This is a genomic window from Amycolatopsis sp. AA4 (genome assembly GCF_002796545.1).
GTDB lineage: Bacteria > Actinomycetota > Actinomycetes > Mycobacteriales > Pseudonocardiaceae > Amycolatopsis.
This window is the reverse complement of record NZ_CP024894.1, coordinates 7,103,626-7,121,303: the sequence shown is the minus strand read 5'-3', so window position 1 is coordinate 7,121,303 and position 17,678 is coordinate 7,103,626. Positions and strand designations below refer to the sequence as shown.

Annotated in this window: 14 protein-coding genes; 5 read left to right on the top strand and 9 right to left on the bottom strand. The window is 70.3% G+C overall.

Going from position 1 to position 17,678, the window contains the following annotated elements:
- Window positions 1-54: 54 nt before the first annotated feature.
- Complete coding sequence (locus tag CU254_RS32820) at window positions 55-954, top strand: DMT family transporter (protein ID WP_009083124.1); 900 nt, start codon at window positions 55-57, stop codon at window positions 952-954.
- Window positions 955-957: 3 nt separating this feature from the next.
- Here CU254_RS32820 and CU254_RS32815 read toward each other — a convergent pair whose 3' ends face one another.
- Window positions 958-2,355: a class II fumarate hydratase gene (locus CU254_RS32815; protein WP_009083120.1), complete on the bottom strand. Its 1,398-nt coding sequence runs from the start codon at window positions 2,353-2,355 to the stop codon at window positions 958-960.
- A gap of 111 nt (window positions 2,356-2,466) precedes the next feature.
- On the opposite strand from CU254_RS32815, the gene CU254_RS32810 reads away from it, so the two are divergent.
- Window positions 2,467-3,438, top strand: coding sequence for an NAD(P)/FAD-dependent oxidoreductase (locus tag CU254_RS32810; RefSeq protein ID WP_037715582.1), 972 nt, complete (start codon window positions 2,467-2,469; stop codon window positions 3,436-3,438).
- A 1-nt stretch (window position 3,439) separates the two neighbouring features.
- On the opposite strand, the gene CU254_RS32805 is transcribed toward CU254_RS32810, so the two are convergent.
- The 6 genes from CU254_RS32805 to CU254_RS32780 all read right to left on the bottom strand — a co-directional run bounded on the left by CU254_RS32805 (window position 3,440) and on the right by CU254_RS32780 (window position 7,918).
- Window positions 3,440-4,192, bottom strand: a complete 753-nt coding sequence (locus tag CU254_RS32805; RefSeq protein ID WP_009083117.1) for a trypsin-like serine protease — start codon at window positions 4,190-4,192, stop codon at window positions 3,440-3,442.
- 19 nt (window positions 4,193-4,211) lie between these two features.
- Window positions 4,212-5,270, bottom strand: coding sequence for a class II fructose-bisphosphatase (gene glpX, locus CU254_RS32800; RefSeq protein ID WP_009083115.1), 1,059 nt, complete (start codon window positions 5,268-5,270; stop codon window positions 4,212-4,214).
- A gap of 89 nt (window positions 5,271-5,359) precedes the next feature.
- Entirely contained in the window at window positions 5,360-5,584 is a 225-nt protein-coding gene (locus tag CU254_RS32795) for an exodeoxyribonuclease VII small subunit (RefSeq protein ID WP_009083113.1), read from the bottom strand.
- Window positions 5,581-6,036 carry a hypothetical protein gene (locus CU254_RS32790; RefSeq protein WP_037715580.1) on the bottom strand — a complete coding sequence of 152 codons (456 nt, stop codon included), beginning with the start codon at window positions 6,034-6,036 and terminating at the stop codon, window positions 5,581-5,583. Before CU254_RS32790 ends, CU254_RS32795 begins: the two co-directional genes overlap by 4 nt.
- Entirely contained in the window at window positions 6,036-7,301 is a 1,266-nt protein-coding gene (xseA, locus tag CU254_RS32785) for an exodeoxyribonuclease VII large subunit (RefSeq protein ID WP_009083110.1), read from the bottom strand. The genes CU254_RS32790 and xseA overlap by 1 nt, the downstream gene beginning before the upstream one ends.
- On the bottom strand, window positions 7,298-7,918 hold the full coding sequence (locus CU254_RS32780) for a lipid droplet-associated protein (RefSeq protein WP_009083109.1): 621 nt from the start codon (window positions 7,916-7,918) through the stop codon (window positions 7,298-7,300). Before CU254_RS32780 ends, xseA begins: the two co-directional genes overlap by 4 nt.
- Before the next feature lie 150 nt (window positions 7,919-8,068).
- Between CU254_RS32780 and CU254_RS32775 the strand changes: the two genes are divergently transcribed.
- Window positions 8,069-9,079 carry a 4-hydroxy-3-methylbut-2-enyl diphosphate reductase gene (locus CU254_RS32775; protein WP_009083108.1) on the top strand — a complete coding sequence of 337 codons (1,011 nt, stop codon included), beginning with the start codon at window positions 8,069-8,071 and terminating at the stop codon, window positions 9,077-9,079.
- A 538-nt stretch (window positions 9,080-9,617) separates the two neighbouring features.
- On the opposite strand, the gene CU254_RS32770 is transcribed toward CU254_RS32775, so the two are convergent.
- Window positions 9,618-10,523: a DUF6542 domain-containing protein gene (locus CU254_RS32770; protein WP_037715578.1), complete on the bottom strand. Its 906-nt coding sequence runs from the start codon at window positions 10,521-10,523 to the stop codon at window positions 9,618-9,620.
- Window positions 10,524-11,943: 1,420 nt separating this feature from the next.
- The gene (gene rmuC, locus CU254_RS32765; protein WP_037715575.1) at window positions 11,944-12,858 is read right to left on the bottom strand and encodes a DNA recombination protein RmuC; all 915 of its coding nucleotides are present in this window, start codon (window positions 12,856-12,858) and stop codon (window positions 11,944-11,946) included.
- A 229-nt stretch (window positions 12,859-13,087) separates the two neighbouring features.
- Here rmuC and CU254_RS32760 point away from each other — a divergent pair, with 229 nt between their 5' ends.
- Together CU254_RS32760 and CU254_RS32755 are read left to right on the top strand one after the other, a co-directional pair.
- Entirely contained in the window at window positions 13,088-14,242 is a 1,155-nt protein-coding gene (locus tag CU254_RS32760; RefSeq protein ID WP_037718346.1) for an exonuclease SbcCD subunit D, read from the top strand.
- Entirely contained in the window at window positions 14,239-17,202 is a 2,964-nt protein-coding gene (locus CU254_RS32755; protein ID WP_037715573.1) for an AAA family ATPase, read from the top strand. Before CU254_RS32760 ends, CU254_RS32755 begins: the two co-directional genes overlap by 4 nt.
- Window positions 17,203-17,678: the final 476 nt, after the last annotated feature.

The window sequence follows — 17,678 nt, the reverse complement described above, 5'->3', positions numbered from 1 at the left end:
CCAGGTTTGAGTGGTCCTTCTGAATAGACCACTGACCGCAGAAGACTGAGCGGCGTGAAACGGTCGATGGTGCTTTCAGGGGTGGCCGGCGCGGTGCTGGTCGGCGGATCGGTGCCGGTCACCGGCATGCTGGACGGATATCCGGTGATCACCGGGCAGGCGTTGCGGTACGCGCTGGGCGGCCTTCTGCTGCTGGGCTGGGCGAAGGTCACGCGCAGCCCGCTGCCACGGCCGAAACTGGGCGATCTGCCGACCCTGCTCGGGCTCGCCGCCACCGGGATGATCGGGTTCCAGGCCTGTCTGCTGCTGGCGCAACGCTACGCGGAACCCAGTGCGGTAGCGGCGTTTCTCGGGGCCAGCCCGCTCGTGTTGGCGCTGCTCGCACCGATGCTCGACGGTCGCCGTCCGTCCGCCGCTCCGGTCGTCGGAGCCGTACTGGCTGGACTCGGCATCGTGGTGCTGTCCGGCGGCGGTTCCGCTTCGGCGCCAGGGCTGTTGCTCGCTGCGCTGGCGATGTTGTGCGAGGCGTCGTTCACGCTGCTCGCAGTGGGATTGCTGCGCCGGCTCGGCCCGTTGGCGACCTCGACGTGGAGTTGTTTCACCGCTGCCGCAAGCGGTTCCGTGGTCGGGACGGTGGTCGATCCGGCCGGAGCGTGGCGGTGGCCGAACGCGCGCGAACTCGTCGCGTTGCTGTTGCTGGCCGTCTTGGTGACCGCGGTGGCTTTCGTGCTCTGGTACAGCTGCGTCGTCGGGTTGGGCGCGGACCGGGCGGGCGTGCTGATCGGGCTGATGCCGGTAGCCGGACTGGCGGTGGCGGTGCTGATCGGCGCACAACGGTTCGAGCTGAAGGACTTGGCTGGCGTCGCCCTGGTCGCTGCGGGAGTCGCATGTGGACTGTGGAAACGCGAAGCGGCCCGCCCGGAATTGTCCGAACGAGCCGCTACGATCGGCTGAGAGCTACTTCCCGCCGCGCGCCATCCGCAGCACGTCGAGCGCCTCGTCCAGCTGCGCTTCGGTGAGCTTGCCGTCGCGGACGTGCCCGCGCTCCAGCACGACCTCGCGGATCGTCTTGAGTTCCTTGAGCGCCTGCTTCGCCACCGCGGCCGCTTCCTCGTAACCGATGTACTTGTTGAGCGGCGTGACGATCGACGGCGACCCCTCGGCGTACTGCTGCGCGCGCTCGACGTTCGCGGTGACCCCGGCGAACACCTTGTCCGCCAGCAACCGCGAGACGGCCGCCAGCAGCCGCGCCGATTCGAGCACGTTGCGTGCGATGACCGGCAGGTTCACGTTGAGCTGGAAGTTGCCCGCCGCACCGGCGAACGCGACCGCCGCGTCGTTGCCGACGACCTGCGCGACGACCTGCAGCGTCGCCTCCGGGATGACCGGGTTGACCTTCCCCGGCATGATCGACGAACCCGGCTGCAGGTCCGGCAGCGCCAGCTCGGCCAGGCCGGTGCGCGGGCCGGAGCCCAGCCAGCGCAGGTCGTTCGCGATCTTGTTCAGCGACACCGCGACCGTGCGCAGGTGCCCGGAGGTCTCGACCACGCTGTCCTGCGTCGCCTGCGCCTCGAAGTGGTTGCGGGCTTCGGTGAGCGGCAACCCGGTGATCTGCGCCAATTCGGCCGACACCGCCGCGCCGAAACCGTCGGGCGCATTCAGGCCGGAGCCGACCGCGGTGCCACCGATCGGCAGTTCGCCCAGCCGCGGCAGGCCCGACTGCAGCCGCTCGATGCCGAACCGGATCTGCGCGGCCCACGCGCCCGCCTCCTGGCCGAGCGTGATCGGCACGGCGTCCATCAGGTGCGTGCGGCCGGACTTGACGACGTCCTGCCACTCCTCGGCGCGCGCCTCGATCGCGCTGGCGAGGTGCTCCAGCGCCGGGATGACGTCGGTGAGGACGGCCTCGGTGGCGGCGACGTGGATCGTCGTCGGGAAGGTGTCGTTGGACGACTGCGACGCGTTGACGTGGTCGTTCGGGTGCACGTCGCGGCCGAGGGCGCGAGCGGCCAGCGTCGCGATGACCTCGTTCGCGTTCATGTTGGACGAGGTGCCCGAGCCGGTCTGGAAGACGTCGATCGGGAAGTGCTCGTCGTGCTTGCCCTCGGCGACCTCGTCGGCGGCCTTCGCGATCGCGTCGGCGACGTCGGCGTCCAGGACGCCGAGCCGCGCGTTCACGCGGGCGGCGGCGGCCTTCAACAGGCCCAGCGCGCGGATCTGGGCGCGCTCGAGACCGCGGCCGGAGATGGGGAAGTTCTCGACGGCACGCTGCGTCTGCGCGCGGTAGAGCGCGTCGACCGGGACGCGGACCTCACCCATCGTGTCGTGTTCGATCCGGTATTCCTGTTCAGCCATACCCCCGATTCTGGCCCCGATTCCGCTTTCCGGCCGGGTGTTGTCGCCCACCCCGGTAAGCTCGATGTGTTCTCGATCACCGCCGCCCACCACTGGCATGGAGCGAGCCTCATGGATTACGACCTCGTCGTCATCGGAGCCGGTCCCACCGGCCTCTTCGCCGCCTATTACGCGGGATTCCGCGGCCTGTCGATGGCCGTCGTCGATTCGCTGCCCGAGCCGGGCGGCCAGGTCACCGCGATGTATCCGGAGAAGATGATCTACGACGTCGGCGGGTTCCCCGCGGTCCGCGGCCGGGATCTGGTGCAGGGACTGGTGGACCAGGCCGCGCCGTGGAAACCGAACTACCTGCTCGGCCGCAAAGCGGAAAAGCTGGAGAGCGTCGACGGCGGTCTCGAACTGACCCTCGACGGCGGTGACGTGCTGCGCGCGGGCGCGGTCCTGATCACCGCGGGCATCGGCGAGTTCACGCCCCGCCCGCTGCCCGCCGGAGACGGCTGGCTCGGCCGCGGGATGGTCCATTTCGTCCCGTCGCTCGCGGCCCACGCGGGCCAGCACGTGGTCGTGGTCGGCGGCGGGGATTCGGCGTTCGACTGGTGCCTGGCGCTGCATCCGGTCGCGGCGAGCGTGACGCTCGTGCACCGCCGCGCGAAGTTCCGGGCCGCGGAGTCGATCGTGCGCCAAGTGCGGGAACTGGGCGTGCGGCTGGTCACGGACGCCGAGGTGGCCCGGTTCGTCGAAGCCCCGGACGGTTCGCTGACGGCGGTCGAGGTGACGGTGAAGGGCGGCGCGGACGAACAGCTGCGCGCGGACGCGGTGGTCGCGGCTTTGGGCTTCACCGCGGATTTGGGGCCGATCGAAAGCTGGGGACTGGAAATCGATCACCGGGCGATTTCGGTGGATTCGACGATGGCGACTGCTCGGCCGCGCGTTTACGCGGCGGGAGATGTGGCGGCGTATCCGGGGAAGGTGAAGCTGATCGCGACTGGATTCGGCGAGGCGGCTACGGCGGTGAACAACATCGCGGTGGCGTTGAATCCGGAGGCGCATTTGTTCCCCGGGCATTCGAGCAACGTCGAGTGAATCAGCCGGTTTTCTCCGCCAGCCAAGGCTGATACGCGATCGCCGAGGTGGCGATCGACGGAGCCGATCCGCACGTCGACGAGCGGTTGCCGGGGCGGCTGACCATCCCGGCCAGCACCCACCGGTCGCCGTCGCGGATCAGTTCCGGGCCGCCGGAATCGCCGTAGCACGAACCGGATCCGCCAGGGCTGTCCGTGCACAGTTCGGAGGTTCCGTCGAACGCCGCCGTGCATTTCGCGCCCGGCACCAGTTGCGTGTCGAGCTGGCGCAACGTCTTCGACACCGGGCCGCAATTCGGTGTCGCGCACGTCTGGCCCCAGCCAATTATCCGGACCGCCGTGCCCGGAGACGCCGCACTGCCGATGGCGATCGGCGCGGCTTTCACCGGCGCGGTCAGGCGGATCAAGCCGACGTCGCCCGTTTGCGTTTCGGCGTTGAAATGCGGATGCAGCACGAATTCCGCCGCTTTCGGAGTTTCCCCGCCCTCGTCCGCGTCGTTGCTGCCGACCCGCAACCCGATCGTCGCCGGATCCTTCGCGGACAGGCAATGCGCCGCGGTGACCACCCAGGTCGGCGTGATCAGCGAACCGCCGCAGAACAGCGCGCCGCCCGAGGTGTGCAGGGACACCGCGAACGGATACGGCTGGTCCGCGTCGGTCCCGCCGACGATGGCAGGCCCGGCGAACGCGCTGCCCGCGCTGAGCACGATTCCGGTGAGGACAGTCAGCACCAGCGCGAACAGCCGTTTCGACACCGGGAAACTCCTTGGCGGATCAGGGAAGCGGAGGCACCACGTGCTCGTCCTCGTCGAGGTCGAGGTTGCCGTCGAAGTTGACGGACGAGTACGCCCGCAGCTTCTCGAGCCGGTGGTAGCCGTCGATCATTCTGACCGTCCCGGACTTGGACCGCATGACGATCGACTGCGTCGTCGCGCCGCCCGCCCGGTAGTGGACGCCGCGCAGCAGGTCGCCGTCGGTGACGCCGGTCGCGCAGAAGAACACGTTGTCGCCGGTGACCAGGTCGTCGTTGAGCAGGATCCGGTCCAGGTCGTGGCCCGCGGCGAGCGCCTTCTCGCGCTCCGCGTCGTCCTTCGGCCACAGCCGGCCCTGCAGTTCGCCGCCGAGGCACTTCATCGCGCACGCGGCGATGATGCCCTCGGGCGTGCCGCCGATGCCGAGCAGCATGTCGACGCCGGTGGTCGGCCGGGCCGCGGCGATCGCGCCGGCGACGTCGCCGTCCGAGATGAACCGGATCCGGGCTCCCGCCTCGCGGACCTCCTTGACCAGCTGCTCGTGCCGCGGCCGGTCGAGGATGCAGACCGTCACGTCGCTGACGCTGGAGTTCTTCGCCTTCGCCACGCGCCGGATGTTCTCCGCGACCGGGGCGGAGATGTCCACCTTGCCCGCCGCGTCCGGGCCGACGGCCAGTTTCTCCATGTAGAACACCGCGGACGGGTCGAACATCGCCCCGCGTTCGGCGACGGCGAGCACGGCCAGCGCGTTCGGCATGCCCTTCGCCATGAGCGTGGTGCCGTCGACCGGGTCGACCGCGACGTCGCAGTCCGGGCCGTCGCCGTTGCCGACCTCTTCGCCGTTGAACAGCATTGGCGCTTCGTCCTTCTCGCCCTCGCCGATGACGACGACGCCGCGCATCGAGACGGTGGAGACGAGCTGGCGCATCGCGTCGACGGCAGCCCCGTCGCCGCCGATCTTGTCGCCTCGGCCGACCCAGCGGCCGGCCGCCATCGCGGCTGCCTCGGTCACCCGCACCAGTTCCATGGCGAGGTTGCGATCAGGCGCTTCGCGTCGGCTGCGGTCACTGGCGGTGGTCATGGTGGCCTCCCGGAACACGGTTCGTCAGCGGGTGCCCAGTCTGTCAGATCCCTGGACCACCTGACCGATTCAGCCACGCATGGTGCACGTCACTCTGTGTCGTCGTCGGTCTCGACGGAGGCCAGCGCGGCCTCGATCCGCTCGCGCGCGCCTTCCAGATGCCGCTCGCACACCTTGGCGAGCCGCTCGCCCTTCTCCCAGAGCTCCAGCGACTGCTCCAGGGAAAGCCCGCCGGCTTCCAGCTCCTTCACGACGTCGACGAGCTGATCGCGGGCCTGCTCGTAACCGAGTCCGGCGGTGTCTGCTTCGCTCACGTTCTCCGACCTTGTGGTGCCTGGGGCTGTCGGCGCAGAGTACCGCGTCCGTCGCCGGTTCCGGGGAGGCCGGAGCGGCCCCGCCGCGGGCACGCGACCACCGCGCTGGCCATCGCGTGGTCGTATCCGACGAACGCCAGCGCGAACTCCTGCCCGTCACCGTCCGCGATGGCGTCTTCGAGGTTCTCCTGCGCGCTCGCGACCCGTCGTCGGTGGCCGGTCCCTTCGGCGAACCACCAGCGGACGCCGACGTGCTCCGACGTCGCCTCGGACAGCCGCCTGAGCTGCGGAGCCAGCCCGCGCCGGGCCGCGGTGCCGCAGCCGGCGAGCAGGGCCGTCCAGCATTCGTCGGCCGCGCGGTCGGTGACCAGGGCCTGCCGCAGCAGGAGACCGGCGTCGAGCCGGGCGGCGGCGTCCACCGTGAGCGGGAGGAACGCCGGGGCCCGGTGCATCACGGCCGGTCTCCTTCGGGTACGGGGGTCGTCGGCTCGACGGATTCGGCCACCGCGTGGACCGCCCCGTCGGCGACCCGTACGCGCAGCTGCGCACCGTCCTCGATCTGGGAGACGGAGCGGAGCACGTGGAGGTTGCCTGCGGAATCGGTGAACTGGACGACGGCGTAGCCGCGCTCCATCGTGGCCGCCGGGCCGAGCGCGGCCAGCCTGCCTCGCGCGTTCGCGACTTCTGCCTGGTCCTTGGCGAGCAGGCTGAGCATCGCGCGCCGGCCGCGTTCGCGGTGCCTCTCGACGTCGCTGAGCCTGCGCTCGATCGGACCCAGCGGATCGGCCAGCGACGGACGGCTCCGCAACTGGGTCAGCAGCCGCGTTTCGCGATCGACCCAGCCGTGCAGCGCGCGCCGGCCGCGGTCGCGCATCTGCCGCACGCGCGCGGTTTCCTCGCGGACGTCCGGCACGATGCGCTTGCTCGCGTCTGTCGGCGTGGAACAGCGCAGGTCGGCGACGTGGTCGAGCAGGGGCGTGTCCGGCTCGTGGCCGATGGCGCTGACGATCGGCGTGCCCGCGGCCGCGACCGCCCGGCACAACGCTTCGTCGGAGAACGGCAGCAAATCCTCGACACTGCCGCCGCCGCGGGCGATGACGATCACGTCGACGTCCGGATCTTTGTCCAATATGGACAGTGCGCGGAGGATCTGCGGCACGGCCTGCGAACCCTGCACGGCGGTGTTCAGCACCTTGAACAACACGTGCGGCCAGCGCGCTTGCGCGTTCGCCAGCACGTCCCGCTCGGCCGCCGACGCGCGTCCGGTGATCAGCCCGATTCCCTTGGGCAGAAAGGGAATCGGCCGCTTCCGCTCGCGCGCGAACATGCCCTCGGCGGCCAGCAGCTTGCGCAGCCGTTCGATCCGCGCGAGCAGTTCGCCGATGCCGACCGCGCGGATCTGGTCCGCGCGAAGACTGAGAGTGCCGCGGCCGAAGAAGAACGACGGCTTGGCGTGGATGACGACCCGGTCGCCTTCGCGCAGCGGTGTCGGCAGTTCGCGCACCAGCCACATCGGACATGTCACGGACATCGAGACGTCCGCCGACGGGTCGCGCAGGGTCAGGAACGCGGTCTGCGTGCCGGGCCGCGCGTTCATCTGCGTGACCTGGCCTTCGACCCAGACGTCGCCGAGCCGGTGGATCCAGTCGCCGATTTTGCGCGCGACGGTGCGGACCGGCCACGGATTCTCCGCGCTGGTGGCGGGGTCGTTGCTCACTGGCCTTCCGCGGGGTTGCCCGGCTGTTCCTCGGCCTTGCGCGCATTGCCGATCCGCCGCGCGAGCATGCCGACGAACGACGCGCGGTCGGCGTTGGCCTTCTCGTACTCCAGCAGTTCTTCCAGTTGCGGCACGGTCAGCCGGCGCAGCCGGGCGCGCAACTGCGGCAGCGTCAGCTCGTCGTAATTGCCCAGGCCAGCCGGGCCGGAGCTGTCGTTCTCGCCGTCCGGGTGCTCCTCGCCGAGCGCGCGGGTCTCCTCGACCCACGGATCGTCGATGGTCTCCGGCGGCTCCACGCGGTGCCCGTTGGTGCGCGGCTCGGGCAGGTCGTCGACCGGCACGAGCGTGGGCCGGGACGGGGTGAATTCGGGCTCGGCGTCCTCGTCGAATGTGGCCCAGCTGGGCGTGTCCTCGACGGGTCGCAGCATCGACAGCGCGTCGTCGCCCTTGATGGCCAGCTCGGTGACCTGCTGCTGAACGCGCATGGACAGCTGCAGCACCTGGCTCACGACGGTGACCGGCAGGCCGGTGAGCTGCTTCGGGAGCTCACGAACCCGCTCGGCGGTGGTGACGGCGAGGCCCGCGGCGACCCGGAGGGGGAGCGGGAGTGGCTTCATGGGTCCAGCGTGCCGTATCAGGGCTGTTCTGCCCAACCGAACGGGTGGCCAGGGGCGCCGGACGTGACGCCCGGCACAGCCTGAATGGCCGCCGCCATCATCCGAACGAGGACTTCAACCCCGGATCCGCGCTGCCCGTACCCTGGAGGCATGACTTCTGCGAGTCCCGGAACCGAACCCGCCGGTACCCCGACGATCTCCCGGTCCGGCGCCGCCAAACGCGTGCTGCTCGCGAAGCCGCGCGGGTACTGCGCCGGCGTTGACCGCGCGGTCGTCGCCGTCGAGAAGGCGCTCGAGCTGTACGGGCCGCCGGTGTACGTGCGCAAGGAAATCGTGCACAACCGGCACGTCGTCGACACCCTGCGCGAACGCGGCGTGATTTTCGTCGACGAGACCTCCGAGGTGCCCGAGGGCGCGCTCGTGGTGTTCTCGGCGCACGGCGTCTCGCCCGCGGTGCACGCCGAGGCCGCGGAGCGGAACCTGCGCACCATCGACGCGACCTGCCCGCTGGTCACCAAGGTGCACAAAGAGGTCAACCGCTTCGCCAAGGACGATTACGACATCCTCCTCATCGGTCACGAGGGCCACGAGGAGGTCGAGGGCACGGCCGGCGAGGCTCCGGACAAGGTGCAGCTGGTCGACAAGCCCGAGGACGTGGACAAGGTCGACGTGCGCGATCCGTCGAAGGTGATCTGGCTGTCGCAGACCACCCTGTCGGTGGACGAGACGATGGAACGCGTCGACCAGCTGCGCGACCGCTTCCCGACCTTGTCCGACCCGCCCAGCGACGACATCTGTTACGCCACCACCAACCGCCAGGTCGCGGTCAAGGCGATGGCCCCGGAGTGCGACCTGGTGCTGGTCGTGGGCTCGAAGAACTCGTCCAACTCGAAGCGGCTGGTGGAGGTCGCGCTGAAGGCCGGAGCGTCGGCTTCGCACCTGATCGACTTCGCGTCGGAGGTCGACGAGGCGTGGCTGGAAGGCGTCTCGACCGTCGGCGTGACGTCCGGGGCCTCTGTGCCCGACGTGCTGGTGATGGACCTGCTGAAGTGGCTCGCCGAGCGCGGGTACGGACAGGTGGACGAGGTGACGACGGCGAACGAGAAGATCGCGTTCGCGTTGCCTAAGGAGCTTCGGAAGGCTGTTAAGTCGGAGTCGTGAGGCGGCCTGTTGCCGCTTGGTTGGTTGCGGTCGGGGTCGGGGAAGTGGGCATGCGAAGTCGTGAGAGCTGGGCCGCGTTCCGACGGGAGAACTCCCGCGATGCTTGGCGGCGGCGTGAATGTTTGCCGCAGGGCGGCGCGCTCGTTCGTGCTGAGTCACGGATCGGGGAGGGAATCCCTTTAGCTGCAACGAAAAGGCCGCCGATCCCGGCGAGGGGATTGGCGGCCTTTGTCGTTTGCTTTGTGCTGGCCGATTCCTGGGTGCCTTGCGCGGCGGGTCGGCCTGCGTCGCGTAGCCGATACCTGCGCGCCTTGCGTGGTCGGGCAGTCCGTGTCGCGTTGGCGGAGTCCTGCATGCCTTGCTTGGTCGGTCAGGCCCTGCCGTGTCGTCCAGCTCCGGCGTACCTTGCGTGGTCGGTCGTCCGGCTCCTGCGTACCGTGCGTGCTCCGGCAGCCCGCGTCGTGTGGTCCAGTTCTGGTGCGCCTTGCTGGCTCGGTCAACCCGCGTCGCGTCGGCCAGTCCCGGCCTGCGCCCGCGGTCAGCCCTCGTCTTCCCAAGGACGCTGGCGGCGCGGCGGTTCCCGTCGAGGCGGACGCGGACGCCCGGGCGGCGGCTCGTCCCCGCGCGGCCGACGACGCGGCGGCGGTGCATCACCCCGCGGGTCACGACGGCGCGGATCGCCCTCCGGCGGCCGGGGGCGACGACCTTCCGGCGGCGGCTTGCGGCCGCCGCGCGGTGCGTTCGGATCCATCGGCTCGCGCCGAGGACGGGCACCTGGGTCGGCAGGCGGCCGCGGACGACGCGGCGGCGGAGCGTCGAGATCCCGATCCCGCGGCGGGCGGCGACGGTTGCCCGGAGGCGGCGTCTGTCCGGATTGCCTGGCGCGATCGGCAGGCGGCCGCGAGCGCGGACGGCTGGCGGATTTGTCGTCGTCCTCGTCCCGAACGCGCGGAGCCTTGCCGTCCTTGATCTTGACCGGTGCGTCCGGGTCGCGTTCGCGGTAGATCCGGAAGAAGCCGAACAGCAGCGTGACGCCGGTGGTGACCGCCATCGTCGGGAAGCCCTTGATCAGCGGCGTCCCGATGTTGAGCAGCTTCGACAGAGTGTCGCTGGCCTCCGGACCCCCGCCGGTCAGCAGCACCACGCCCGGCACGGTGACGGCGAGCACGAGCGGCGGCTGCACCATCGGACCGAACAGTCCGCGTCTTTGCACCGCGCCGACCGCGATCACGGCCCCGAGGAAGTAGCCCGCTTTGAAAACAAACCCGAGGCTGCCGGAGGACTTCTCGTCGATGATGGCGCCGAGCACTGCCAAGCCGAAGCCCACGAGCACGGCCGCCCACCAGGGCAGGCCGCGCCTCGTGCCGACGACGAGACGCTCGTCCCACGGCACGGGGGCGTCATCGGCATCAGGATCGCTCTGGCGATCGCGTATCGCGGTCACGAGGCACACCGTAGCCCGTACTTGTCACGATCTTGTTGGCACTGCCGAGGACAGCATGAAGCAGCCACTCGACCGCATGACATTTCTTTCGGTCGAGCGGTACCCGCGATACGGCCTGTCCGTACCGCTCCGTCAGGCGGGGAACCAGTGGGCCAGACCTCTGACCAGCGGTGATACCGACGGTATGGTCTGACCGCCCGTTTCCCGGCCCCGCGCTGACCCCAGGCTATGCCACCGGCCGGCAACCGCAACGGCGGCGCCGCCGGTCCCGTTCCGGAACATTCGCCGTTCTGGAACTTGACCAGGAATTGACGTTCCCGTGAGCCGCCTGAGCGCCCGGATCCTGCCCGCGCGACGTCGCAACCCTGCCCTTTCGCCCGCCGCGGCGCAGTGTCCAACCTGGACTTGCCCGTTCGTTCCGGGCAATCCGGACTCCGGTCACGCCCGGCCGATCCGCATCGCAGGACCAGCCGTGAGCCGCCTTCGACCCGTCGGCATGGGCGGGCCTCTCTCACGCGGAACGTGCATAGGCACGCGGACCCAGCCGACCGTCCTCGACCGCGTCCGACGCGTGATCGCGGATTGCCGCTCGCCGGGACGGCGTTCAGCCGACCGCCGGGGCGCGTCACCGCGAGGCACTGCCGCTCACGGCAGCGTCCGAGCGACACCGTGCGCTCCCTGCGCGAGACACAGCACCCGAGCCAGATTCGCGCCAGGACGCCCAGCCGATCGCGCCGACGGGCTCGCTCCTGCCTGAACACGCCGAACCCGATCGCGCCGCCGAACCTCGCCTCACCGGCTCGCGCCGCCCAGAGCTTCAACGCCGCCTGGCCGCACTGCCGTAGCTTGCTCCGCCCGGCCGCGCTGCAAGGCTGGGTCCGCCCGACCATGCAGCCGAGACTCATTCCGTCGAGGCTCACTCCGCCAGGCGTCGCTACCGGACTCGCTTGGCCCGACCGCGTCGCACGGCTCGTTCCGCCACGCCTCGCCGCCGGACCTCACGCCGCCGAGCTCCCGTTGCCGAGGCTCACTCCACCAGGCTGCGCCGACGTGGCGTCCTCGGCCGGGCTGAGGCTCGCTCCTCCGGATCGCACCCCGGGCCTCGCTCCGCCAAATCGGTGCTGCAGGGCACCTTCCGCCGAAGCGTGTCCGCCTAGGACCGCACCGACAAACCCGTGCGCCCGTCGCCGCCAAACCGCGACACCACGCTCGCGCCCGCCAACCGCGTGGACCGAACCTCTAGGCCGGGAAACGTCGCTCTGCCCAACACCACCGCCAGGCTTCAAGCATCGGCTCGCATCCCGCTATCCGGAGGCAGCTGTCCTAACGTCAGCAACTGCGCCGCCGGAGCCGTCCCGCAACGGCACACCGTCGATCGTCCGATCGCGACCGTCGAGCGCTCGGCCATCACGCCGCGACCTCAACCAGCTGTCACCTCGTCTCCCTTCCGTAGCTGTGGCACCGGTGCCGGACTGCCCGACGCGTCGGTGAGCGGCGCGACCGTCGCGCGGAACGACTCCAGTGCCTCGAGTTCCCGGCGGCGGGCCGAGACGAAGCGCTGCAGATGCGTGGTGGACAGGTTCAGCGCTTCGACCGCATTGCCCGCGGCCCGGTGCGCGGCGGCGGCGCCCGCGCGCACCTGTTCGACGTCCTCGACGAGCGCCCGGTCGCTGGCGGCGAACAGCGCCGCCGACGCGAGCACCCCGAATCCCGTGGGGCCGCACAGGAACACGCGGCGGTCGATCAGCCAGCGCAGCAGTTCGGGATCGGTGTCGAGAGCGGCGACCACGGCCGCGTCGGACGGGACGAACATGATGGTGCCGTAAATCGCGTCCGCCCAGCGCTGGTAGCCCTTGCCCGCCAGCTCCGCCGCGCGGGAGCGCAGCTGCCGGACGTGGACGCGCAGCGCGTCGAGCCGTTCTTCCGGGTCGTCGGTCTCGACCGCCTCCGCCCAGATGGCCATGCTCGCCTTCGCGTCGACCGGTACCGCTCGGCCGCCGCCGACATTCAGCACCAGGTCGGGTTTCGCGCTTCCGCCGCCGCCCAGATCGGTCTGCAGGGTGAAGTGCAGTCCCTCCCGCAGTCCGAGTGCGCGCGCGGTCTCCACGAGCACCTGTTCGCCGAGTTCGCCGCGCCCGTGGATCGACGCGAACGCCACCTCATACCGCCGCAGCGCGAGTTGCTGCTGGTCGCCTTTCGCGCGCTCCGCCGCCACGAGTCGCGCGGCCGCGTCGGCGCGGCGCATCCCGTCGTTGTACAGCCGCCACAGCGCGACTACCGCGACGCACAGGAGCAGCGCGAGCACGACGGCCGCGGTGGTGATCACCGTCTCCACCCGGTCCTCCTCTCCGTCGGGTCCGGCGGGTGTCCGGACGCGAGACATCATGGCGGACGGCACCGACAAAAACCGGCACCCGCGGTCGCGCTGCGTAGCTGACCTGCGACTTTCCAGATCCGGGGCTGGGCGTGTCCGCGGCGGACCTGATCGGCTTCGTACACACGTTCGAGTGGGGTACCGGCGTGCCTCCCGGATTTCGTCGGGGTCTGCTCCTAACGTGGTCGCCGTGAGAGTCCTCCATACCTCTGATTGGCACATCGGCCGCACGTTCCACGGCGCCGATCTGCTTACCGAACAGGAGGCCGCCCTCACGCACATCGCCGAACTCGTCGACCGCGAGTCGGTCGACGTCGTGGTGGTGGCCGGTGACATCTACGACCGAGCGGTGCCGTCCGCGGAGGCTGTCCGCGTCGCCACGGCCGCGATGACCCGGATCCGCCGGGCCGGCGCGGAACTCGTGGTCACGCCGGGCAACCACGATTCGGCCGCGCGCCTCGGCGCGTTCGCCGAATTCGCGGCGGCGGGCGGGCTGCACGTCCGCGCGACCGTCGAAGGCATCGCGGAACCCGTTGTGCTGCAGGACGAACACGGACCGGTCGCGTTCTACGGCATCCCGTATCTCGAACCCGAGCCGTCGCGGCACGCGTTGGGCGTGCCGGAGGCGCGCGGCCACACCGGCGTGCTCGGCGAGGCGATGCGGCGGGTGCGGGACGACTTGGCCAGTCGTCCGGGCACCCGATCTGTCGTGCTGGCACACGCTTTCGTCACCGGCGGCGAGGCCAGCGAATCGGAACGCACCATCGCGGTGGGCGGAGTCGAGCAGGTTCCCGGTTCAGTGTTCGACGGCGTGGACTATGTCGCGCTCGGGCACTTGCACGGGCCGCAGACGCTCGCGGAACATCTCCGGTACTCCGGAAGTCCGCTAGCGTATTCGTTTTCCGAAGCGCGGCAACGGAAATCGGTATGGTTCGTGGATCTCGACGCCTCAGGTCTGGCCGAGGTTCGCCGACACGAGCTGCCGGTGCCGCGTCCGCTCGCGACGCTGTCCGGCGAACTCGCCGCTTTGCTCGAGGACCCGGAACACGAGCAATGGCGCGAGCATTTCCTGTCGATCACCGTCACGGATCGAGTCCGTCCAATCGATGCGATGCGGTTGCTGCAGGAGCGTTTTCCCTATGCGGTGCACATGGATTGGCGGCCCGACGGCGGCGTCGCCGGCACCGAACTGAAGTACGCCGAAGCGGTGCGCGGGCGCAGTGACATCGAGATCGCGCGCAGTTTCCTCGACGACTGCCGCGGCGCTCCGCCCACCGAACGCGAGGAGCGGCTCGTGCACCTGGCGCTCGAAGCGGCGAACCGGGCGGCGGTGGAGAAGCTGTGAGACTGCATCTGCTGGAGGTGGAAGCCTTCGGCCCCTACGCGGGGCGGGAGGTGGTGGACTTCGACGCCCTTGGCACCGATGGTCTCTTCCTTCTCCACGGCGACACCGGCGCGGGCAAGACCACGCTGCTCGACGCGATCGCGTTCGCGTTGTTCGGCGTGGTGCCTGGCGCGCGCGGCGACGTCAAGCGGTTGCGCTGCGATCTCGCCGAACCGGATCGGCAGACGGAGGTCGTGCTGGAGCTGACCGTGCAGGGTCAGCGGCTGCGGATCGTGCGCAGCCCGGAGTACCAGCGGCCGAAGAAGCGCGGGGACGGATTCACCACGCAGCAGGCCCGGGTTTCGCTGACCTGGGTCGGCGAACCGCCCGCCGGGCTGCCGCCGGACGGGAGCATCCGCATCGACGAGGTGGCGCGCACCGTCGAGCGGCTGCTGGGCATGACGGCGCCGCAGTTCTTCCAGGTGGTGCTGCTGCCGCAAGGAGAATTCGCGAAGTTCCTGCGCAGCGATACCACGGAGCGCGAGAAGCTGCTGGAGCGGCTTTTCGGCACCGAGCGGTTCTCCGACGTCGAACGCTGGTTCGCCGACCTTCGTGCGGAACGCGGCCGTGCGCTGGAAAAGCGGCAGCAGGAGGTTCGTGAGCTGCTCGCCCGATACGCCCAGGAAGCGCAGCAGGAGCCGCCGGAGGACGGACAGCCGGAGTGGGTCGAGGCTGTCCTGACGGAGGTCGCTGCCCGGGCCGAGGCGGCGGAAACCGAAGCGGCGCAAGCACGTTCGGCGGCGAAGTCCGCTGAGGTCGCGTTGCGCGAGGCGGAAGAGGACGCGGAGAAGATCCGCCGGGTCCGCACCGCGCACACCCGGCTGACGCAGGTCGCCGAGCAGGCAGCCGAACGTGCCGAGTGGACGGAAGAGATCGCGGCGGCTCGGCGCGCTGCCGCGGTGGTTCCCGAAACCGAGCTGATGGACCGGCGCACGGGCGAACTCGGTGACGCCCAAGTGCTGGTGGCGGACCGGATCCGAGACCTCGCCGATCTCGGTTTCGATGCGGTCGGGCTCTCCGTCGCCGATCTTCGCGAGCGCGCTGGCTCCGTTCGCGAGGAAGCCGGTGCTCTCGCCGAGCTGGCGGCGGAAGCCAACCAGCAGAAGAGCGACGAACAGCGCCGTGCGGAGCGGCGGAAAGTCGCAGAGAATGCCGCTGAGCAAGTTGCCGGGCTCGCGGAGCGGTTGGCCGAGTTGCCCGGTCTGCTCGCCGCTGCGCGTAGCGAAGCGACGGTGGCGGGAGAAGCAGCGGCGAAGCTGGACGGCGCGAAGTCCCGCGTCGAAGAGCTGACGGCGCTCACTCGTGCGGCCGAGGAACTGCCGCCGGCTGAAGCGAGGGTCGCGCGCGGCGAAGCGAAACTGCGCGAAGTGGTCGACGAGCACCAGGCGGCTCGGCAACGTCGGCTCGATCTCCGCGAACGGCGTCTCGACGGCATGGCCGCAGAGCTGGCTGCTGGTTTGGCTGATGGAACGGCGTGTCCGGTCTGCGGGTCGGCCGAGCATCCGGCACCGGCCAACCATGACGCGCCGCTGGTGGACGCGGCCGAAGAACGCGCTGCCGAAGAAGCCGAGCAGACGGCCGCGGCGTTGCGTCAGCGAGTGGTGTCCGCGTTGGGGGAGGCCAAGGCGCGGGTGGTCTCCTTGCGCGAACGTCTGGACGGACGCACCGCGGAGGAGATCGCGACCGCGCTGACCGAGGCCCGGACGGTCGTCTCGGAACTCTCCGGAAAGGCGCAGCGCAAGGACCAGCTGAACGCGAAGGTCGCCGAGTTGGAGCGCGGTGCCGAGCAGGTGGCCGAGCAGCGTCGCCTCGCCGAGCAGACGGTCACCGAGGCGACCAGCGAGATCCGTGCGTTGGACGAGCGGATGGCCGAGCGCGAGCAGCGGCTGGCCGCGGGCAGGGGAGAATTCCCGGACGTTCCCGCTCGACGGCAGCACCTGCTCACGTTCGCCGGTGCGCTCGACTTGGCAGCCGAGGCACACGCTGCGGTGTCCGGAGCGGAGGCCCGGCTCGCGGAGCAACGGGATCTGGTGGAAATCTCGTTGCACGCCAAGGGGTTCTCGACCCTGGAGGAAATGCGCGCCGCCGTCCGGACCGACGAGCAGATCACCAAGCTCGAACAGGGTCTCGCAGAGGCGGACGCGATGGCCGCCGGTGCGCGGGAGATGCTCGCGCAACCGGAACTGTTCGGGATCTCTCCGGACGACACGGTGGACGTCGCGCCGCTGGCCGAGCGGGCGAAGGAGACGCGGGCTCGCGCGGAGACGGCTTTCGCCGCGCAGCAAGCGGTTTCGGCGCAGCACCGCGAACTGGTGAAACTCGCCGGACGATTGAGTAAAGCGCTGTCGGAGCTGGAGCCGTTGGAGGAGGAGTACGCCGAACTCCGGGCACTGTCCGAAGTGGTCAACGGGCGAGGGCAGAACGCGCGGAAGATGTCGTTGCGCTCGTACGTGCTGGCGGCTCGACTGGAAGAGGTCGCGCTCGCGGCGACCGCGCGCCTGCGGACCATGAGCCAGGGCCGCTACTCGTTCGTGCACTCGGACGCGGCCGGTGCGCGTGGCACGAGGGGCGGCCTCGGCCTCGACGTGCTGGACGACTACTCCGGCACGGTGCGCCCAGCGAAAACGCTGTCGGGCGGTGAGTCGTTCCTCGCGTCGCTGTCGCTCGCGCTGGGCCTGGCCGACGTCGTGGCAGGCGAAACCGGCGGCGCGCTGCTCGACACCCTCTTCGTGGACGAGGGTTTCGGCACGCTGGACGCCGAAACGCTGGACGTGGTGATGAACATCCTCGACGAACTCCGCGCCGGCGGTCGCGTGGTGGGCTTGGTGTCGCACGTCGAGGAACTCCGCCAGCGCATCCCCACGCGGCTGCGGGTGCGGAAATCCCGCACCGGGTCGAGAGTGGAGTTGCAGATGGCGTGACGAGAACAGGCTGAGCCTGAATCGGGCGACGGCGGTGAGTTATGCGCCGAGGCACGGCTGGGCTGGCTGCGTGGTTGGACGGCCGGATAGCTGGCCAAACCGCGGGACGCAGGCGAGCAGTCCTGGCGTGAGCAGTTCCACGACGCCCCGGCGCTGCTGGAACTGCCGACCGACCGGCTGCGTTCGCCCGCCGGGTCTTTCCGCGGCAATGGCCATTCCTTCCGCCTGCCCGCCGCCGACCTCACCTGGCTGGCTCGTGTCTGGGGCGGCCGCGGGTTTGGCTGGAGGCGGCGACCGGGCGGCTGGGCGGGAAGCGGGTGCGCCGCAAGCTCGCAATGCGGTGGCGGCTGGCTGGTCGCGGAGGGCTAAGGCCCCAGCAAGTCGCGCGGTGAGGCTGGAGTGGTGAGGCATTGTCTGGCTGCGCACCGCCTGGTCGCGGTCGGACCGTGTCTGGTGCGGTGGGGCGTTGTGTGGCT

Coding starts and splice junctions, on each gene's coding strand:
- CU254_RS32815 (WP_009083120.1), bottom strand. CDS start 2,355: ATGGCTGAACAGGAATACCGGATCGAACACGACACGATGGGTGAGGTC.
- CU254_RS32810 (WP_037715582.1), top strand. CDS start 2,467: ATGGATTACGACCTCGTCGTCATCGGAGCCGGTCCCACCGGCCTCTTC.
- glpX (WP_009083115.1), bottom strand. CDS start 5,270: ATGACCACCGCCAGTGACCGCAGCCGACGCGAAGCGCCTGATCGCAAC.
- CU254_RS32790 (WP_037715580.1), bottom strand. CDS start 6,036: ATGCACCGGGCCCCGGCGTTCCTCCCGCTCACGGTGGACGCCGCCGCC.
- CU254_RS32780 (WP_009083109.1), bottom strand. CDS start 7,918: ATGAAGCCACTCCCGCTCCCCCTCCGGGTCGCCGCGGGCCTCGCCGTC.
- CU254_RS32775 (WP_009083108.1), top strand. CDS start 8,069: ATGACTTCTGCGAGTCCCGGAACCGAACCCGCCGGTACCCCGACGATC.